The 15,276-nt window shown below is 71.2% G+C and carries 17 protein-coding genes; 6 read left to right on the top strand and 11 right to left on the bottom strand.

The features are described 5' to 3' along the window. Positions 1 to 12: 12 nt before the first annotated feature. Entirely contained in the window at positions 13 to 954 is a 942-nt protein-coding gene (locus AB0J02_RS16330; RefSeq protein WP_363194323.1) for a carbohydrate ABC transporter permease, read from the bottom strand. Between the two features lie 5 nt (positions 955 to 959). After that, entirely contained in the window at positions 960 to 1,886 is a 927-nt protein-coding gene (locus tag AB0J02_RS16325; RefSeq protein ID WP_363194322.1) for a sugar ABC transporter permease, read from the bottom strand. 272 nt (positions 1,887 to 2,158) lie between these two features. On the opposite strand from AB0J02_RS16325, the gene AB0J02_RS16320 reads away from it, so the two are divergent. Continuing rightward, a complete protein-coding gene (locus tag AB0J02_RS16320) occupies positions 2,159 to 3,148 on the top strand; it encodes a LacI family DNA-binding transcriptional regulator (protein ID WP_363194556.1) in 990 nt (329 codons plus the stop codon). A gap of 378 nt (positions 3,149 to 3,526) precedes the next feature. Here the strand turns inward: AB0J02_RS16320 and AB0J02_RS16315 are convergent, their stop codons facing one another. The 4 genes from AB0J02_RS16315 to AB0J02_RS16300 form a co-directional block, all read right to left on the bottom strand. Further along, entirely contained in the window at positions 3,527 to 4,087 is a 561-nt protein-coding gene (locus AB0J02_RS16315; RefSeq protein ID WP_363194321.1) for a YbaK/EbsC family protein, read from the bottom strand. 43 nt (positions 4,088 to 4,130) lie between these two features. Continuing rightward, positions 4,131 to 4,703 (bottom strand): XRE family transcriptional regulator, encoded by a 573-nt coding sequence (locus AB0J02_RS16310; RefSeq protein WP_363194320.1) that lies wholly within the window; start codon positions 4,701 to 4,703, stop codon positions 4,131 to 4,133. A gap of 230 nt (positions 4,704 to 4,933) precedes the next feature. Beyond that, complete coding sequence (locus AB0J02_RS16305; RefSeq protein WP_363194319.1) at positions 4,934 to 6,241, bottom strand: MFS transporter; 1,308 nt, start codon at positions 6,239 to 6,241, stop codon at positions 4,934 to 4,936. A 133-nt stretch (positions 6,242 to 6,374) separates the two neighbouring features. Continuing rightward, the gene (locus tag AB0J02_RS16300; RefSeq protein ID WP_363194318.1) at positions 6,375 to 6,989 is read right to left on the bottom strand and encodes a LysE/ArgO family amino acid transporter; all 615 of its coding nucleotides are present in this window, start codon (positions 6,987 to 6,989) and stop codon (positions 6,375 to 6,377) included. A gap of 69 nt (positions 6,990 to 7,058) precedes the next feature. On the opposite strand from AB0J02_RS16300, the gene AB0J02_RS16295 reads away from it, so the two are divergent. Then, the gene (locus AB0J02_RS16295) at positions 7,059 to 7,979 is read left to right on the top strand and encodes a LysR family transcriptional regulator ArgP (RefSeq protein WP_363194555.1); all 921 of its coding nucleotides are present in this window, start codon (positions 7,059 to 7,061) and stop codon (positions 7,977 to 7,979) included. A gap of 39 nt (positions 7,980 to 8,018) precedes the next feature. Here the strand turns inward: AB0J02_RS16295 and AB0J02_RS16290 are convergent, their stop codons facing one another. Continuing rightward, on the bottom strand, positions 8,019 to 8,762 hold the full coding sequence (locus tag AB0J02_RS16290) for an acyltransferase (RefSeq protein WP_363194554.1): 744 nt from the start codon (positions 8,760 to 8,762) through the stop codon (positions 8,019 to 8,021). A 123-nt stretch (positions 8,763 to 8,885) separates the two neighbouring features. On the opposite strand from AB0J02_RS16290, the gene AB0J02_RS16285 reads away from it, so the two are divergent. Further along, the gene (locus AB0J02_RS16285; RefSeq protein WP_363194317.1) at positions 8,886 to 9,422 is read left to right on the top strand and encodes a gamma carbonic anhydrase family protein; all 537 of its coding nucleotides are present in this window, start codon (positions 8,886 to 8,888) and stop codon (positions 9,420 to 9,422) included. A gap of 18 nt (positions 9,423 to 9,440) precedes the next feature. On the opposite strand, the gene AB0J02_RS16280 is transcribed toward AB0J02_RS16285, so the two are convergent. Further along, entirely contained in the window at positions 9,441 to 10,079 is a 639-nt protein-coding gene (locus tag AB0J02_RS16280) for a DedA family protein (RefSeq protein ID WP_363194316.1), read from the bottom strand. 242 nt (positions 10,080 to 10,321) lie between these two features. Beyond that, complete coding sequence (locus tag AB0J02_RS16275) at positions 10,322 to 10,516, bottom strand: antitoxin (RefSeq protein WP_363194315.1); 195 nt, start codon at positions 10,514 to 10,516, stop codon at positions 10,322 to 10,324. Between the two features lie 143 nt (positions 10,517 to 10,659). On the opposite strand from AB0J02_RS16275, the gene AB0J02_RS16270 reads away from it, so the two are divergent. Beyond that, positions 10,660 to 11,274: an HAD-IA family hydrolase gene (locus AB0J02_RS16270; RefSeq protein ID WP_363194553.1), complete on the top strand. Its 615-nt coding sequence runs from the start codon at positions 10,660 to 10,662 to the stop codon at positions 11,272 to 11,274. Between the two features lie 16 nt (positions 11,275 to 11,290). On the opposite strand, the gene AB0J02_RS16265 is transcribed toward AB0J02_RS16270, so the two are convergent. After that, complete coding sequence (locus AB0J02_RS16265; protein ID WP_363194314.1) at positions 11,291 to 11,743, bottom strand: DUF4442 domain-containing protein; 453 nt, start codon at positions 11,741 to 11,743, stop codon at positions 11,291 to 11,293. A gap of 166 nt (positions 11,744 to 11,909) precedes the next feature. Here AB0J02_RS16265 and AB0J02_RS16260 point away from each other — a divergent pair, with 166 nt between their 5' ends. Both AB0J02_RS16260 and AB0J02_RS16255 read left to right on the top strand, forming a co-directional pair. Then, on the top strand, positions 11,910 to 12,974 hold the full coding sequence (locus AB0J02_RS16260; RefSeq protein ID WP_363194313.1) for a hypothetical protein: 1,065 nt from the start codon (positions 11,910 to 11,912) through the stop codon (positions 12,972 to 12,974). Between the two features lie 87 nt (positions 12,975 to 13,061). Further along, positions 13,062 to 14,366, top strand: a complete 1,305-nt coding sequence (locus AB0J02_RS16255; RefSeq protein WP_363194312.1) for an MFS transporter — start codon at positions 13,062 to 13,064, stop codon at positions 14,364 to 14,366. Here AB0J02_RS16255 and AB0J02_RS16250 read toward each other — a convergent pair. Beyond that, complete coding sequence (locus AB0J02_RS16250) at positions 14,353 to 15,216, bottom strand: fused MFS/spermidine synthase (RefSeq protein WP_363194311.1); 864 nt, start codon at positions 15,214 to 15,216, stop codon at positions 14,353 to 14,355. The genes AB0J02_RS16255 and AB0J02_RS16250 overlap by 14 nt on opposite strands. Positions 15,217 to 15,276: the final 60 nt, after the last annotated feature.

Raw genomic sequence — 15,276 nt, 5'->3', positions numbered from 1 at the left:
GCGGTGCTGCGCCTACTCCTTGACGCTTCCGGCGGAGAGCCCGGACTGCCAGTACTTCTGGAGCAGCAGGAAGGCGGCGATCAGCGGCACGATGGTGAGCAGCGAGCCGGTGACGACCAGATTGAAGACGGCCTCGCCGCCTGCCGTCTGGGCCTGCTTGTTCCAGGCGTCGAGGCCGAGGGTCAGCGGGTACCAGTCGGGGTCCTTCAGCATGATCAGCGGCAGGAAGTAGTTGTTCCAGGTCGTGACCGTGGTGAAGAGGAGCACGGTGACCGTGCCCGGCGCGAGCAGCGGCAGGGCCACTTGGAAGAAGGTGCGCAGCTCGCTCGCGCCGTCGATGCGGGCGGCCTCCATCAGCTCGGTGGGGATGGCCTCGGTGGCGAACACCCACATCAGATACAGGCCGAACGGGGAGATCAGCGACGGGATGATCACGGCCCACGGGGTGTCGGTCAGCCCGATCTTGCTGAACATCAGGAAGGTCGGGACCGCGAGCGCCGTGGTGGGTACCGCGACCGCGCCGATGACGACCGCGAACACGGCCCGCTTGCCGGGGAACCGGAACTTGGCGAGCGCGTATCCGCCGAGGACGGCCAGGAACGTGGCGCCGCCCGCGCCCACCACCACGTACAGCAGGGTGTTGAGGAGCCAGCGGCCGAAGACGCCGTCCTGATAGGTGAAGGTCTCTCCGATGTTGTCCCACAGGGCGAAGTCCCCGTCGAACCACAGGCCGAACGATCCGGCGAGGCCCGCCTGCGTCTTGGTGGCGCTGATCAGCAGCCACAGCAGCGGTACGAGGCTGTAGAGCAGGACGATCGCGGTGAGCACGGTCAGCAGGACGCTGCGCCTGGGGCGGCCGGGTCTGTGCCGGCGCAGCGTACGCAGCCGCGGGGCGGCGGGCTTGAGGGGGGCCGTCGGACGGGAGGCGGTGGTGGTGCCGCTCGGTCCGGTCATGGCGCTCACGCTCCCTTGCGCATGCCGCGCAGCTGGACGACGTAGGCGACGATCATGGTGATGACGCCCATGACGATGGCGACCGTCGCCGAGTAGTTGTGCTGCTGGCCGGAGAAGGACAGCGAGTACGTGTAGTAGTTCGGGGTGTAGTCGGTGGTGATCGCGTTCGGCGCGAGCTTCTGGAGGATCGCGGGCTCGTTGAAGAGCTGGAAGCTGCCGATGATCGAGAAGATCGTCGCGATGACGAGGGCGCCGCGGATCGCCGGGAGCTTGATCGCCGAGATGACCCGCCACTGGCCCGCGCCGTCGATCTCCGCGGCCTCGTAGAGCGAGTGCGGGATGACGCGCAGGGCGGAGTAGAAGATCAGCATGTTGTAGCCGACGAACTCCCAGGTCACGATGTTGCCGATGGAGGCGAGGATCAGGCCGGAGGAGAGCGGGTCGGGCAGGCTCACGCCGAACGCGTCGTTGATGTCACCGACCAGGCCGAAGCGCGGGCCGTACATGAAGCCCCACATGAGGGTGGCGACGACGGCGGGCACCGCGTAGGGCAGGAAGACGGATATCCGGAAGAAGTCCTTGCCGTACAGCCGGCCGCTGTCGATCGCGAGGGCGACCAGGAGCGCGATGCCCAGCATGATCGGCACCTGGACGAGCAGGAACAGGCCGACGCGGGCGACACCGTCCCAGAACTGGGCGTCCTGCAAAGCCTGTTGGTAGTTGTCGAGGCCCACGAAGGTGGTGCCGCCGATGAGTTGCGTGCGGAACAGGCTCAGATGGATCGAGTACGCCAGGGGCGCCAGGAAGACCAGGGCGAAGACGAGCACGAAGGGGCCGATGAACCCCCAGCCCGTCCAGGAGCGGCGCGCGGGTCGCGCCGGCGGCCCGGCCGGGCGGCGACCGGCCGCGGCCGGCGGTTGAAGCGTCGTCATCTCGGGTCCCTCGCTCATACGTCCCTCGCGGGTGGCGCAGCGGATGTTTGCGTAAACATCGCGGCGCGCAAGCGACCGACGGCTGTTATGTTTACGTAAACATTCGGTGGCGGCATGTCTACACTGCCCCGATGACGGCGGTCAAGAGTCGCCGGGAACATCGCGGAGCACGGACAACACGGCTGGTGAGGGAGACGGTGGGAGCAACGGACAGCGCCCCGGCGCACGGCGGGGCCGAGGGCCGGCGTCGTCGTCGTACACAGAACGCGTCGATGGCGGACGTCGCCCGGGTGGCGGGGGTCTCCTCGCAGACGGTGTCCCGCGTCTCGAACGGCTTCCCCGGCGTGAACGAGGAGACCCGGCAGCGGGTCCGCGCCGCGATGAAGGAACTCGGCTACCGCCCCAACAGCGCTGCGCGGGCACTCAAGCGCGGCGACTTCCGCACCATCGGCGTCATCACGTTCACGCTGTCCACGACGGGCAACATGCGCACCCTTGAGGCCATCGCGACATCGGCCGCGCACGAGGGCTACGCGGTGACGCTGCTCCCCGTCGCGGTCCCCACGCAGGACGAGGTCCGCGGCGCCTTCTCACGCCTGGGCGAGCTGGCGGTCGACGCGGTCATCGTCATCATGGAGGTCCATCTCCTCGACTCCGCGCGGCTGTCCCTGCCGCCGCACGTGAAGGTCGTCGTCGCGGACTCGGACGCCGGGGACCGGTACGCGGTCGTGGACACGGACCAGGCGGGCGGCACCCGCGACGCCGTACGCCACCTCCTCGACCTCGGCCACGACACGGTCTGGCACCTCGCGGGGCCGTCCGAGTCGTACGCGGCCCAGCGCCGAACGGACGCCTGGCGCACGGCACTTGAGGAGGCCGGCCGGGTGCCGCCCCCACTCGTCCGCGGCGACTGGTCGGCGGAGTCCGGCTACCGGGCGGGCCTGCGCATGGCCGAACACCCCTCCTGCACCGCGGTGTTCGCGGCCAACGACCAGATGGCACTCGGCCTGCTGCGCGCCCTGGACGAGCGCGGCCGCCGCGTACCCGAGGACGTCTCGGTCATCGGCTTCGACGACATCCCCGACTCGGGCTCCTTCCTGCCCCCACTAACCACGGTCCACCAGGACTTCGCCGAGGTCGGCCGCCGCTGCGTACAGAGCGCGCTGCGCCAGGTACGGGAGAGCGAGGCGGAACGGGGGACGACGCTGGTGCCCACGCGATTGGTGGTGCGGGAGAGCACGGGGCGGGCGCCGGGGATCTGACGGTACCTGGGGCCTGTCTTCGAACTCCCCTCGTCGCCCGGAGAGTGTCCCGGCGTCGTTCGGTGCGTGCTCTGGGATCCCCCCCGGCCGAAGGCTGGGGAGTGCCGGGGGCAAGGCCTCGTACTGGGCGTACTCGGCTTTGTGCCCGGTGCGGCGAGAGTGCGGGCCGGGCGTCGCCGGGCAGAGGGAAGTTTGAGGACAGTCCCTAGACGCAATGCCGTTGCGTTAGCCGCGATCTTGGTGCGTGCACCCCCGAGCGCAGGCGCGGCGCGCATCCTGGTGACATTCTCAAGAACCGCAGGAGTCCACCGTGTCACGGCGGTTCATGAGCCTGGGGCGACGAAGGGCAAGATCGCCCGTAACGCAACGGCATTGGCCCTAGACGCCGACCCCGAGCCCGTCGAGAACCACCGCTCCCGGCAGCTCCGCGAGTGCCTTGCCGGGGACGATCAGCTTGCCGCGGCGGGCGCCGCTGCCGATCAGGACGTACGGAAGGTCGGCGACGGCCGCGTCCACCAGGACCGGCCAGTCGGCCGGGAGGCCGATCGGGGTGATGCCGCCGTACTCCATGCCCGTCTCTCTGATGGCGGTGTCCATCGAGGCGAACGAGGCCTTGCGTGCGCCCAGTTGGCGGCGCACGGCACCATTCACGTCGACCTTGGTGGCGGAGAGCACGACGCACGCGGCGAGCGTGGACTCACCGCCGCGCTTGCCCGCGACCACGACACAGTTCGCCGACTGGGCGAGCAGCTCGGGCCCGTAGTGCTCCAGGAACGTTGCCGTGTCGGCCCACTCGGGGTCCGTATCCACGTAGACCAGATCCCGCGCGGGCACCGCGCCGCGCCAGTGGCGCACGGCGTCGGCGACGGGCCGGGTGAGGAGATCGAGGGCCTCCGGGGCCGGACGGACGTCGTCGAAGGTGCCGAGGGGTGCGCGCATGGCGGCACGCTAACAGCCGCCGCACGCACGGGTTCCGGGCGTCTCAGCGTTCGAACGGCACCGACACCGCCATGACCAACCGGGCCGGTACGTCACCGTCGTTGCGGTACTCGTGGGGCACATCGGCCTCGAAGGTGACGCTCGCGCCCTCGGGCACCACGTGGGAGACACCGTCCACGACCAGGGTCAGCTCGCCCTCGGTGATGTGGAGCAGCTCGACGGTGCCCTGCGGGTGCGGGTCGGACGGGCTGCCGTCGCCCGGCTGCAGCAGCCAGTCCCACATCTCCAGCGGACCCGGCGCCTCGGTCCCCGCCAGCAGCCGGTGGTAGCTGCCCGCCTCGGTGGACCACAGTCGCACCGCCTGCTCGGCGGGCACGATCCGCACCTTGGGGCCCTGTTCGTAGTCGAGCAGCGTGGTGATGCTGATGCCGAGCGCGTCGCCGATCTTCACGACCGTGCCGATGCTCGGGTTGGTGCGGGCCTGCTCGATCTGGATGAGCATGCCGCGGCTGACGCCGGCCCGGGTGGCGAGCACGTCCAGGGTGAAGCCGCGCTCGGAGCGCCAGTGTTTGACGTTACGGGCGAGCGACTGGGTCAGGAGGTCGAGGTCCGACACATTCCGTCCAATATTTTGGATGACAGAGCGCAAAGTACTGAACTACGGTGTGGTGCACCAAAACGTTCAGCAAACTGTACTGCCAGGTCGGCCCGAGAAGGTTCGTCCGCCCCCTTCGTGGCTGGTCTCCCGGTCTGCCGTGTGGCTGGCCATGACTGAGGGCCGCCTCTCGCGTGCGGGCCTTCGGTGGGGGCGGGGGCTGCCCGTGGTGGTCCGGCTGGAGGGGTGCGTCAGATGCGGTAGCGGCGCAGTGACGGGATTGCCAGCGCCAGTGCTGCCATGGCCACCACCACCAGGACGCCGCCGCCCACCACCGCGGCGCGCGGGCCGAACACCGAGCCCGCGGTGCCGTGCAGGACGTCGGCCAGGCGGGGGCCGCCCGCCACCACGACCGTGAAGACACCCTGCATCCGGCCGCGCATCTCGTCCGTGGCCGCGGACAGCAGGATCGCGCCGCGGAAGACCATCGAGACCATGTCCGCGATCCCCGCCACCGCCAGGAACACGACCGCCGGCCACAGGCTGCCGCTCAGCCCGAACCCCGCGATGGCGGCCCCCCAGGCGATCACCGCGCCGATCACCATCCAGCCGTGCCGGCGAGCCCGGGAGAACGTGCCGGAGAACAGCCCGCCCACCACCGCCCCGATGGGGATCGCGGCGAACAGCAGACCGAGCGCGAGTCCTTCGCCGTACGGGCCGTAGGTCTCGGTGGCGAGCTGCGGGAACAGAGCCCGTGGCATCCCGAAGACCATGGCGATGATGTCGGCCAGGAACGAGAGCAGCAGCACCTTGTGCGCCGAGATGTAGCGGAACCCGGCCGCTATCTCGCGCACGCCCGCCCGCCGCTTCGTCGCGGAGCCCAGGGGCGGCAGCGAGGGCAGCCGGTAGACCGCCCACACCGTGACGCACAGCGCCAGTGCGTCGATGAGGTACAGCTCGGGCAGGCCGATGACCGGGATGAGGACTCCGGCCAGGAGCGGGCCGACCACCTGGCCGGTCTGCATGACCGTCGAGCCGAGCGCGTTGGCGGCCGCCAGTTCGCTCTCGGGGACGAGCCTTGCGATGGAGGCGTTGCGCGCCGGGGCGTTGAGGCCCCAGAACGCCTGCTGCACCGCGAGCAGGATCATCAGCGCGGCCACCGAGTCGAACCCGGCGGCGGCCTGCACCCAGAACAGCACCGAGGTCACGGCGATACCGCAGTTGGTGATCAGGAGGAGCTTGCGGCGGTCCATGCTGTCGGCGACCGCCCCGCCCCACAGCGCGAAGACGACCAGCGGCAGCAGACCCGCCATGCTCGCGGCTCCGACCCACGCCGAGGAGCCGGTGATGTCGTAGATCTGCTTGGGCACGGCGACCGCGGTCAGCTGGCTGCCCACCGCCGTGACGATGGTCGACGACCACAGGCGGCGGTAGGCCGGGATGCGCAGCGGGCGGGTGTCCATGGCCCAGCGGCGCCAGCCGCGCCGCGGCGTTCGCGCCTCGTCCGGTGCGGCCGTGCTCTGCGGATCAGTGCCGGTATTGCTCTCGCTGGTGTCCACGGGCTTCCTGGTTGCTCGTTACATCTATCGGATCCAGGGTTCACTATCGCAGCACCGCAAGGGCCCTCGGAACGCAGCCTCTGCCAAGCGCGGAAAGCCCCGGACGCCTCAAGAGACCTTCGGACGCGCCGACTCAGGCTCCGGCGATCAGCATGATCCCCATCGCGATCATCGTGGCGGCGACCAGACCGTCCAGGGCCCGCCAGGCGGCCGGCCTCGCCAGGAATCGGCCCAGCAGCCGGGCGCCGAACCCGAGGGACGCGAACCAGCACAGGCTCGCCAGCACCGCGCCCAGCCCGAACGTCCAGCGCATCGGACCCCGGTCGGCGGCGACCGAACCGAGCAGGAACACGGTGTCCAGGTAGACGTGCGGGTTGAGCCAGGTCATCGCCAGGCAGGTCAGGACCGCCCGCCGGAGCGACCCCGTCGCCTCTCCCCCGGCCTGCAGCGCCCCGGCCGGTTTGACGACCCGGCGGACGGCGAGGACCCCATAGGTCAGCAGGAACAAGCCGCCGATCCAGCCGACCGCGGTGAGCGCCTGCGGCCACGCGACCACCACCGCGCCTACGCCACCGACACCCAGCGCGATGAGCACGGCGTCGGACAGGGCGCAGATGCCGACCACGGCGAGGACCGCGTGGCGGCGCACTCCCTGGCGGAGCACGAACGCGTTCTGGGCGCCGATGGCGACGATGAGCGAGAGGCCCGTGCCGAAGCCCGCGGCCGCGGCGGTGAGTGAAGCGGTCATGGCGGCAACGCTAAGTAAGCGATCACCGCGTGTACAGCTAAAGATTTTTACGTAACATTAGCGCTTGTGATGATTCCGGAGCTTCCCCTCGATCAGGTGCGGACTCTTCTGGCGGTGGTCGACGAGGGCACGTTCGACGCCGCCGCCGCCGCGCTGCACGTGACACCGTCAGCGGTCAGCCAGCGGGTCAAGGCCCTGGAACAGCGCACGGGGCGCGTCCTTCTGGTGCGCACGAAACCGGTACGGCCGACCGAATCGGGGCAGGTCGTCGTCCGGTTCGCCCGGCAGCTGGCCCGCCTCGAACGGGACGCTCACGCCGAGCTGGGCATGAGCCCGGAGGACGGTCCCGCCCGGGTGTCGGTCGCGGTCAACGCGGACTCCCTGGCGACCTGGTTCCTGACGGCCCTCGCGCAGGTGCCGCAGCGTCCCCGGATCTGTTTCGAGCTGCGCCGCGAGGACCAGTCCCGCACGGCCGAGCTGCTCCGGGACGGCCGCGTGATGGCCGCGGTGACCTCCTCGCCGGATCCGGTGGCGGGGTGTTCGGTGCGCGCCCTCGGCCGGATGCGGTACATCGCCGTGGCGCACCCGGACTTCGTCGCGCTCCATCTCGACGGGCCGCTGCACGAGGTGCTCGGCGACGCGCCCGTGATGACCTTCGACCGCGGCGACGACCTTCAGGACGCCTTCGTACGCGACGTGCGCGCGGGCGCGGCGGGCGAGCCCGGCGGTTCGGCCACGGCGAGCACCGTCCGGCACGCCGTCCCCACGTCGGAGGGGTTCGTCGAGTCCGTCGCGTCGGGCCTCGGCTGGGGCATGGTCCCCGAAGTGCAGGCGGACCCCCTGTTGCGCGTGGGGCGGCTCGTCCCTCTCGCACCCGGGCGTCCGGTCGACATCCCCCTGTACTGGCAGCAGTGGAAGCTGGACTCCCCCGCCCTCGCGGCGGTGGCCGCCGCCGTGCTCGCGACGGGAGCCGAGGCGCTACGCACATAGCTCCTGCCCCAGGTCACAGCCACAGGTCACAGCCACAGGTCACAGGCCCTGGGTCTCCTCCAGTTCGCCCAGTGCCACCAACTGCTCCGGCGTCACCCCGGAAGGGATCGGCTGCGGTGCGGGGGTGCGCAGGGGTGGCTGCCAGCCCGCCTCCGCGTCCCAGGTCCGCACGATCCGGGCCGGCGCTCCGGCCACCACCGCGTGGTCCGGCACCTCGCCGCGCACCACGGCCCCGGCCGCGACGACGACGTTCCGCCCGATCCTGGCGCCGGGGAGGATGACGGCGCCGGTGCCGATCCAGCAGCCCGGTCCGATCTCGACGGGTTCCATCCGGGGCCACTGCTTGCCGATGGGCTGGTGCGGATCGTCGTACGAGTGGTTCGTGGACGTGATGTAGACGTACGGCCCCATGTACACGTCGCGCCCGACGGTCACGGTCGTGTCGGCGATGACATGGCTGCCACGCCCGATGACGACCCCGTCGCCGATGGTCAGGATGGGCTCGGGGCCCAGGTCCAGGTCCGGCATCATGCCGGCGGTCAGCGTGACCTGTTCGCCGATGATGCAGTGCGCGCCGAGCCGGATCCAGGGCTCCCCGAACACCGTCCCCTGCGGGAACGAGAGCTTCGTGCCGTGCCCGATCGCACCGAACCGGTGGCCGCCCGGCTGCTCGGCGGTCACCGCGCCCGCGCGCTGCACCCAGCGCCAGCCCGCCTGCACGACGCGATGGGCGAGCCTGCCCTTGGCGGACGGCCCACCTGACGAGAACACGTTCCACTTCATCGGCACGGCGCCACGTTACTCACCCGTACCGTCCGCCCCCACCTCGACGCCCTGTGATCTTCACCCCACGGGTACGGTTCGCTCAGGCGCGATGCACGCACGCAACGTAGGGAGCGGCACCCGATGGGAAGCACTGGCCACGAGGCACTCGTCACCGGTATCGGCGGCAAGGACCCCCAGGTGGACGCGGCGGCCTTCACGGCTCCCACGTCCGTGGTGATCGGTGAGGTGACGCTGCACGCGGGCGCGAGCGTCTGGTACGGGGCGGTGCTGCGCGCGGACTGCGGCCCGATCGAGCTCGGCGCCGACAGCAACATCCAGGACAACTGCACGGTGCACGTCGACCCCGGCTTCCCGGTGTCGGTCGGCGAGCGCGTCTCGGTCGGCCACAACGCGGTGCTGCACGGCTGCACCGTCGAGGACGACTGCCTGATCGGTATGGGCGCGACCGTCCTCAACGGCGCCGTGATCGGCGCCGGTTCGCTCGTCGCGGCCCAGGCACTGGTCCCCCAGGGCATGCAGGTCCCGCCGGGCTCCCTGGTGGCGGGCGTCCCCGCCAAGGTCAAGCGCGAACTGACCCAGGAGGAGCGCGAGGGCATCACCCTCAACGGCACGCTGTACGTGGAACTGGCGAAGGCGCACAGCGCGGTCCACGAGTAGGCCGGGCCTGGCCGGGGCTCAGTCCCCGGCCGCCACGGACTCCGGCTCGGCGGCGGCCACCTTCGCCGCGCGCCGCTTCATGAACAGCATCGACGCGAGCCCGAACAGCACGGCCAGGCCGAGACCCACGTACGAGAACCGCTTCAGCCAGTCCTCTGCGACGATCCCGAGGTAGTAGATGACGGCGGTCGTGCCGCCGGCCCACACCACGCCGCCGAGCAGGTTCGCGGTGAGGAACTTCCAGTACGGCATGTGCAGCACGCCCGCGAGCGGACCGGCGAAGATCCGCAGCAGCGCGATGAAGCGGCCGATGAAGACGGCCCACATGCCCCACTTCTCGAAGGACCGCTCCGCCGTGGCGATATGTGCGGGCCCGAAGTGTTTGGGGAACTTGCGCCCCAGCTTGGCGAGGAGCGGCCGCCCGCCCTTGCGCCCGATCGCGTACCCGATGGAGTCGCCGATGACGGCGCCCGCCGTGGCGCAGATCCCGAGGACGACCGGGTTGACGTCACCGTGCTGCGAGGACAGCAGCGCCGCCGAGACGAGCACGATCTCGCCGGGCAGCGGAATGCCCAGGCTTTCGAGGCCGATGACCCCCGCCACCAAGGCGTAGATGGCGACCGCCGGAATCGTGTCGAGCCATTCCTGGACGTGCAACGCCGTCGCCTCCCGTACCCGAAAATCCCTGTGCCAGGCGTGCGCTCCCCCTCTGGCCGCGCACGCCCGGCAGCCTACCTGCTCCTTATGACGCCGCTGAGCCCCACAAGGTGCAGCGGTTGTCCCGGTGAAGTGCCGTGGAGCGTGTGATTCCGACCACGGAAGCGGGCACGCCGAAAGCCCCGCCGCGGGTGCGGCGGGGCTTTCGTCACGTGTGGCTCAGTGCCCGCGGGGCGGGCCGGTCACTTCTGGGCCGGGGGCTCCTGCCCGCGGTCGCCGCCGAGCTGGTCCTTCATTTTCTGCTGGGCGGTGTCGACCTGACCGCTGTATTTGTTCTGGGTCCTGCCGTCGACGTAGTCCCCGGCCTTGTCGATGCCCTTGCCGGCCTGATCCTCGTGGCCCTTGAACATCTGCTTGAGCTTGTCCATCACGGACATGGTCGGCCTCCTCGGTTCGAGCCGTTGTCTCCAGCATGGGCGCTCATCGGAGTTGCCGCATCCGCAGAAAAGCGGAGAGGGATATGCGGGCCTTCCGCACGGGCCGAGAGCCGTGCTACTCATCGGCGGTGACGGCCTCCGACATGCCCAGCGGCCCCTTCGGCGCGGTGCTGTGCGACCTCGACAACGTGATCCGCTTCTACGACATGGCGCCCCTGGCCGAGCTGGAACGCGCGGCAGGCCTCCCCGAAGGCACCACCGCACAGGTGGCCTACGCCCCCGAGGTGGACCTGCCGCTGCTCCTCGGGAAGATCACCACGGCGGAGTGGGTGGACTCCGTCGCGGCGGCGCTCACCGGCCGGGTCTCACGGAAGCAGGCCGGGGAGCTGGGCACGGCGCTCGCCGGCGCCCCGTTCCGCGCCGACGCCGAGGTGGTCGCGCTGCTGCGCCGGGCGCGGGCGCGCCTGCCCCTGGTCCTGGTGACCAACGCGACCCTGGAGCTGGAACGCGACCTCGCGGCGATGGGCCTCGCGGATCTCGCCCATCACGTCGTCAGCAGCGCCCGGGTCGGGGTGGCCAAGCCCGGCCGGGAGATCTACGAGATCGCGGCCGCGCGTGCGGGCGTCCCCGCTCACCGGTGCCTGTTCGTGGACGACCGGCTGGAGAACGTCGAGGCCGCCGTCGCGCTCGGCATGACCGCCGTGCACTACCGGGAGCCGGCCGACCTCGACGCGGTGCTGAGCGGAAGCCGCCCCTGAAAACCCTCCGGCCGGGTCAGCTGTTGGGTCGCAGGGTCCAGACGACCGTCATCTCGCCGGTCACCGCGCCGTCCTCCCGCTGGATCGCGATGGTCACCGGGAACTCCGGGCGTTCGCCCGCGTCCAGCTCCGCGACCACATCGGCGGCCGGGCGGCCGAGCGTCGCGGTGGCGGTGACCCGGCCCATGGCCAGCTTCTTGTACGCGATCTCGGCGCTGACGGCCAGCGGCACCGCCCGCGAGAGCTGGTCCCCGAAGGCGGCCAGCACGATGGCGCCGCTCGCGGACTCGCCGAGCGTGAACATCGCGCCGGCGTGCGGGCCGCCGACGTGGTTGTGGTAGTCCGCCTGGTCAGGCAGTGCGACGACCGCCTTCTCCGGGGTGGTCTCGAGGAAGGCGAGGTTCAGGGTGCGGGCCATCGGCACCGTGGCGGCGAGCATCTCGCCGATCGACATCTGGTCTGCGCTCATGGCCCGCATGTTACCCATGGGTAGCAACCTTGGCCATCCTCGCGTCCCGAGCGCGCACCGAGTGGCTGTGGGGGCATATGCGCAGGCGGGTGCGGAGCGGAACCGTTGCACGTCCGGTACCCGGCGGGGATCCCGGGGGCCCCACGACCCTCTATCGTTTACGGCCATGTGGCCAGGACAGCAGCCGCCCGGGGGCGAGCAGAACCCGCAGGACCCGAACAACCCCAACTACCCCAGCAATCCGCCGACGCAGAATCCGTACCAGCAGCCGGGGTTCCAGCAGCCGAACCCCTATCAGCAGCAGGGGTACCAGCAGCCGAACCCGTACCAGCAGCAGCCGGCCTGGAACGCGCCGACGACGCCGCTCGGCCAGCCGCAGCCACCGAACAAGGGCGGCGGAGACAACCGCACGAAGATCGTCGCCATCGTCGCGGCGGTCGCCGTCGTCGTCGCGGCCGGGGTGACCGGACTCCTGGTGCTCGGCGGGGACAAGGACGACGACGCGAAGGGCGGGGACAAGAAGAGTCCCGGCGCCTCGCAGTCCGCGAGCCAGGAGTCGAGCCCCTCCGCGTCGACGGACGACAATCCGCGTGGCGGCGACAGCGCCGTCAAGCCGGTCGTCGCCGGCTGGCAGCCGGTGGTGAACACCAAGCACAAGACGGTGTTCGACGTCCCGCCCGGCTGGGAGGTCAGCCCGGGCGGCGCGGACCAGATCATCGGGCTCGAGTACGACTACAAGGACAAGAAGGGCAAGAAGGAACACGGCACGACCACCGTGTCCGCTCCTGCCACGTACAAGTCCAAGTGGTGCTCCGACGACTCCGACAAGGACGGGCGCCAGGAGGACACCTCGCTCGCCGACGTCGGCACCCGCGGTGAGAACGGCGCCAAGACCGCGGCGCAGGCCGCCGAGAACCGCGCGCCCTGGTGGATCTACGGTGGGTACACCGAGCCGGACATGAAGTCGGTGAAGCCGGGCAAGCCCAAGGACTTCACCAACGCCCAGGGCGTCTCGGGCAGCCTGATCAAGGCGACGTCGGTGGACACCCCGCAGAAGGGCAAGTGCGCCAGCGACGGCAAGGCGGTCGTCTTCGCCTTCCAGAACGAGGCCGGGGACTACGTGTCCTGGGACCTGTGGGGCGCGAAGGGCGTCAAGGACGAGCTGGACGACGCGACGATCGACAAGATCCTCAACTCGGTCCGCTACTACAAGGACCCGACGGCGTCCTGACCGCTCGCGTCCCGACCGCTCGGGTCGCCCCGCCGGTCTGCGTCCACACGGTTTGGCAAATGGGCGTGCGGCGGCGATAGTCCCTCAGTGACCTCAGCCGCCGCCTCCCCACCGGCCCCGTCCGGGCGCCGCCGCCCCGCCTGGGCCGGACGCAACTACTCGCTGCTCGCCGTCGCCGCGTTCATCACGACGCTCGGGGCGCACGGCGCGCTCATCGCGTCCGCGTTCGCCGTGCTCGACGCGGGCGGCGACGGCGGCGACGTGGGGCTGGTGGCCGCGGCGCGCACCCTCTTCCTGGTCGTCTTCCTGCTGGTCGGCGGGGCGGTGGCGGACCGGCTGCCGCGTCACCATGTGATGGTCGCGGCCAACGCCCTCAACTTCCTTTCGCAGGGCGCCTTCGCGCTGCTCGTCCTCCAGGGCGAGCCGAAGCTGTGGCAGATGATGGCGCTGAGCGCGCTCGGCGGCACGGGCCAGGCGTTCTTCAATCCGGCGGCCGAGGGCATGCTGATGGCTTCGGTCTCCGGTGAGCAGGCGAGCCGCGCGTTCGCGATGTTCCGGATGGGCATGTCCGGCGCCGCGGTGGGCGGGGCCGCGCTCGGCGGTGCGATGGTCGCGGCGATCGGGCCCGGCTGGGTGCTCGCGGTCGACGCGGCGGCGTTCGCGGTGGCCGGCGCGCTGCGCATGTTCCTCGACGTGAGCCATATCGCACCCCGGGTGCCGGGCAGCGGACTGCTCTCCGACATGCGGGACGGCTGGCGGGAGTTCATCGGGCGGCCCTGGCTGTGGACGATCGTGGCCCAGTTCTCGGTGGTCGTCGCGGTGGTGGGCGCCGCCGAGTCGGTGTTCGGGCCGCTGGTGGCGCGCGACGAGCTGGGCGGGGCCGGTCCCTGGGGCATCGCGCTCGGCGCGTTCGGCGTCGGCACGATTCTGGGCGGCGTGCTGATGATGCGCTGGAAACCGCGGCGGCTGCTGTTCGCCGCGACGCTGTCGGTGTTCTCGCTGGCCCTGCCGTCGGCCGCGCTCGCGGTCCCGGTGCCGCTGGGGGTCCTGATCGCCGTGATGTTCGTCAGCGGCGTCACGATCGAGATCTTCGGAGTCTCCTGGATCACCGCCCTGCATCAGGAGATCCCGGAGGAGAAGCTCTCCCGCGTCTCGGCCTACGACTGGTTCGGCTCGGTGGCGATGGTGCCGCTGGCCACGGCGCTCGCCGGTCCCGCCGAGTCGGCGTTCGGCCGGACGCCGTCGCTGTGGGGCTGCGCGGCCCTCGTCGTCGTGGCCACCACGGCGGTCCTGTTCGTGCCGGACGTACGCAATCTGCGCCGCCGCCCCTCGGTCCCGGTCGCGGCGTCCGCCCTGCCCGTCGTGCAGGAGACCGACGTCATCCCACGCTGAAGGTGCCGCCCGGCGGTTCCGGAGAGGGCACCGCGTCCGCGTCCGCGTCCGCGACCGCCTTCGCGTCGCCGACGAAACGGCGCAGCCCGTCTCCGTGCTCGACCCGCGCCGGGAACGCGTCGCGGGCGGTGCGGCGTGCCAGTTCCGGCACGTCGAGTTCGCTCTGCGAGGCGACGAGCACGGCGTTGCCGAACCGTCGGCCGCGCAGCACCGCGGGCTCCGCGATCAGGGCGAGATGCGCGAACACGTCGCGGAAGGTGGCCAGTTGGGAGCGGAGGAACGTGAACGGCGCCCCGTCGGCGAGGTTCGCCGCGTAGCAGCCGCCCGGCCGCAGTACCCGGTTCGCCTCGCGCGCGTACGCGTCGGTCGTCAGGTGCGCCGGCACCCGTGAGCCGCCGAAGACATCGGCCACGAGGACGTCCGCAGAACCGTCCGGCGCCGTCACCAGCCACTCCCGGGCGTCGCCGCCGTGCACGGCGACATCCGAGCCGGGCGGCAGCGGAAGGTGCTCGGCGACCAGAGCCAGCAGCGCCCGGTCGGCGTCGACGACGTGCTGCCGGGACCCGGGCCGCGTCGCGGCGACGTACCGGGGCAGCGTGAGGGCGCCGCCCCCCAGGTGCAGCACGTCGAGCGGCAGCCCGTCCGGCGCCGCGCAGTCGAGCACGTGCCCGAGCCGGCGGGCGTACTCGAACTCCAGGTGGGTCGGTTCGTCGAGGTCGACGTAGGACTGCGGGGCCCCGTCCACGGTGAGCAGCCAGGCCCGTCGCCGGTCCACGTCGGGCAGCAGCTTGGCGGTGCCGTGGTCGACGGAGCGGGAGACGGGTATCGGCTCGGGGTCGGGTGCGTTCACGTGCCCATTGTGCCGGGGTCCTCGGGACCGGTGGCGTGCGGCTGTGTGGCCGGGACCCTG

The sequence above is a fragment of the Streptomyces sp. NPDC050264 genome (genome assembly GCF_040655895.1).
Taxonomy (GTDB): domain Bacteria; phylum Actinomycetota; class Actinomycetes; order Streptomycetales; family Streptomycetaceae; genus Streptomyces.
The sequence above is the reverse complement of the archived record's forward strand: the minus strand, read 5'-3'. Positions and strand labels throughout refer to the sequence as shown.

Coding starts and splice junctions, on each gene's coding strand:
- AB0J02_RS16330 (WP_363194323.1), bottom strand. CDS start 954: ATGACCGGACCGAGCGGCACCACCACCGCCTCCCGTCCGACGGCCCCC.
- AB0J02_RS16325 (WP_363194322.1), bottom strand. CDS start 1,886: ATGACGACGCTTCAACCGCCGGCCGCGGCCGGTCGCCGCCCGGCCGGG.
- AB0J02_RS16320 (WP_363194556.1), top strand. CDS start 2,159: ATGGCGGACGTCGCCCGGGTGGCGGGGGTCTCCTCGCAGACGGTGTCC.
- AB0J02_RS16315 (WP_363194321.1), bottom strand. CDS start 4,087: ATGCGCGCACCCCTCGGCACCTTCGACGACGTCCGTCCGGCCCCGGAG.
- AB0J02_RS16300 (WP_363194318.1), bottom strand. CDS start 6,989: ATGACCGCTTCACTCACCGCCGCGGCCGCGGGCTTCGGCACGGGCCTC.
- AB0J02_RS16295 (WP_363194555.1), top strand. CDS start 7,059: ATGATTCCGGAGCTTCCCCTCGATCAGGTGCGGACTCTTCTGGCGGTG.
- AB0J02_RS16290 (WP_363194554.1), bottom strand. CDS start 8,762: ATGAAGTGGAACGTGTTCTCGTCAGGTGGGCCGTCCGCCAAGGGCAGG.
- AB0J02_RS16285 (WP_363194317.1), top strand. CDS start 8,886: ATGGGAAGCACTGGCCACGAGGCACTCGTCACCGGTATCGGCGGCAAG.
- AB0J02_RS16275 (WP_363194315.1), bottom strand. CDS start 10,516: ATGTCCGTGATGGACAAGCTCAAGCAGATGTTCAAGGGCCACGAGGAT.
- AB0J02_RS16270 (WP_363194553.1), top strand. CDS start 10,660: ATGCCCAGCGGCCCCTTCGGCGCGGTGCTGTGCGACCTCGACAACGTG.
- AB0J02_RS16265 (WP_363194314.1), bottom strand. CDS start 11,743: ATGAGCGCAGACCAGATGTCGATCGGCGAGATGCTCGCCGCCACGGTG.
- AB0J02_RS16260 (WP_363194313.1), top strand. CDS start 11,910: ATGTGGCCAGGACAGCAGCCGCCCGGGGGCGAGCAGAACCCGCAGGAC.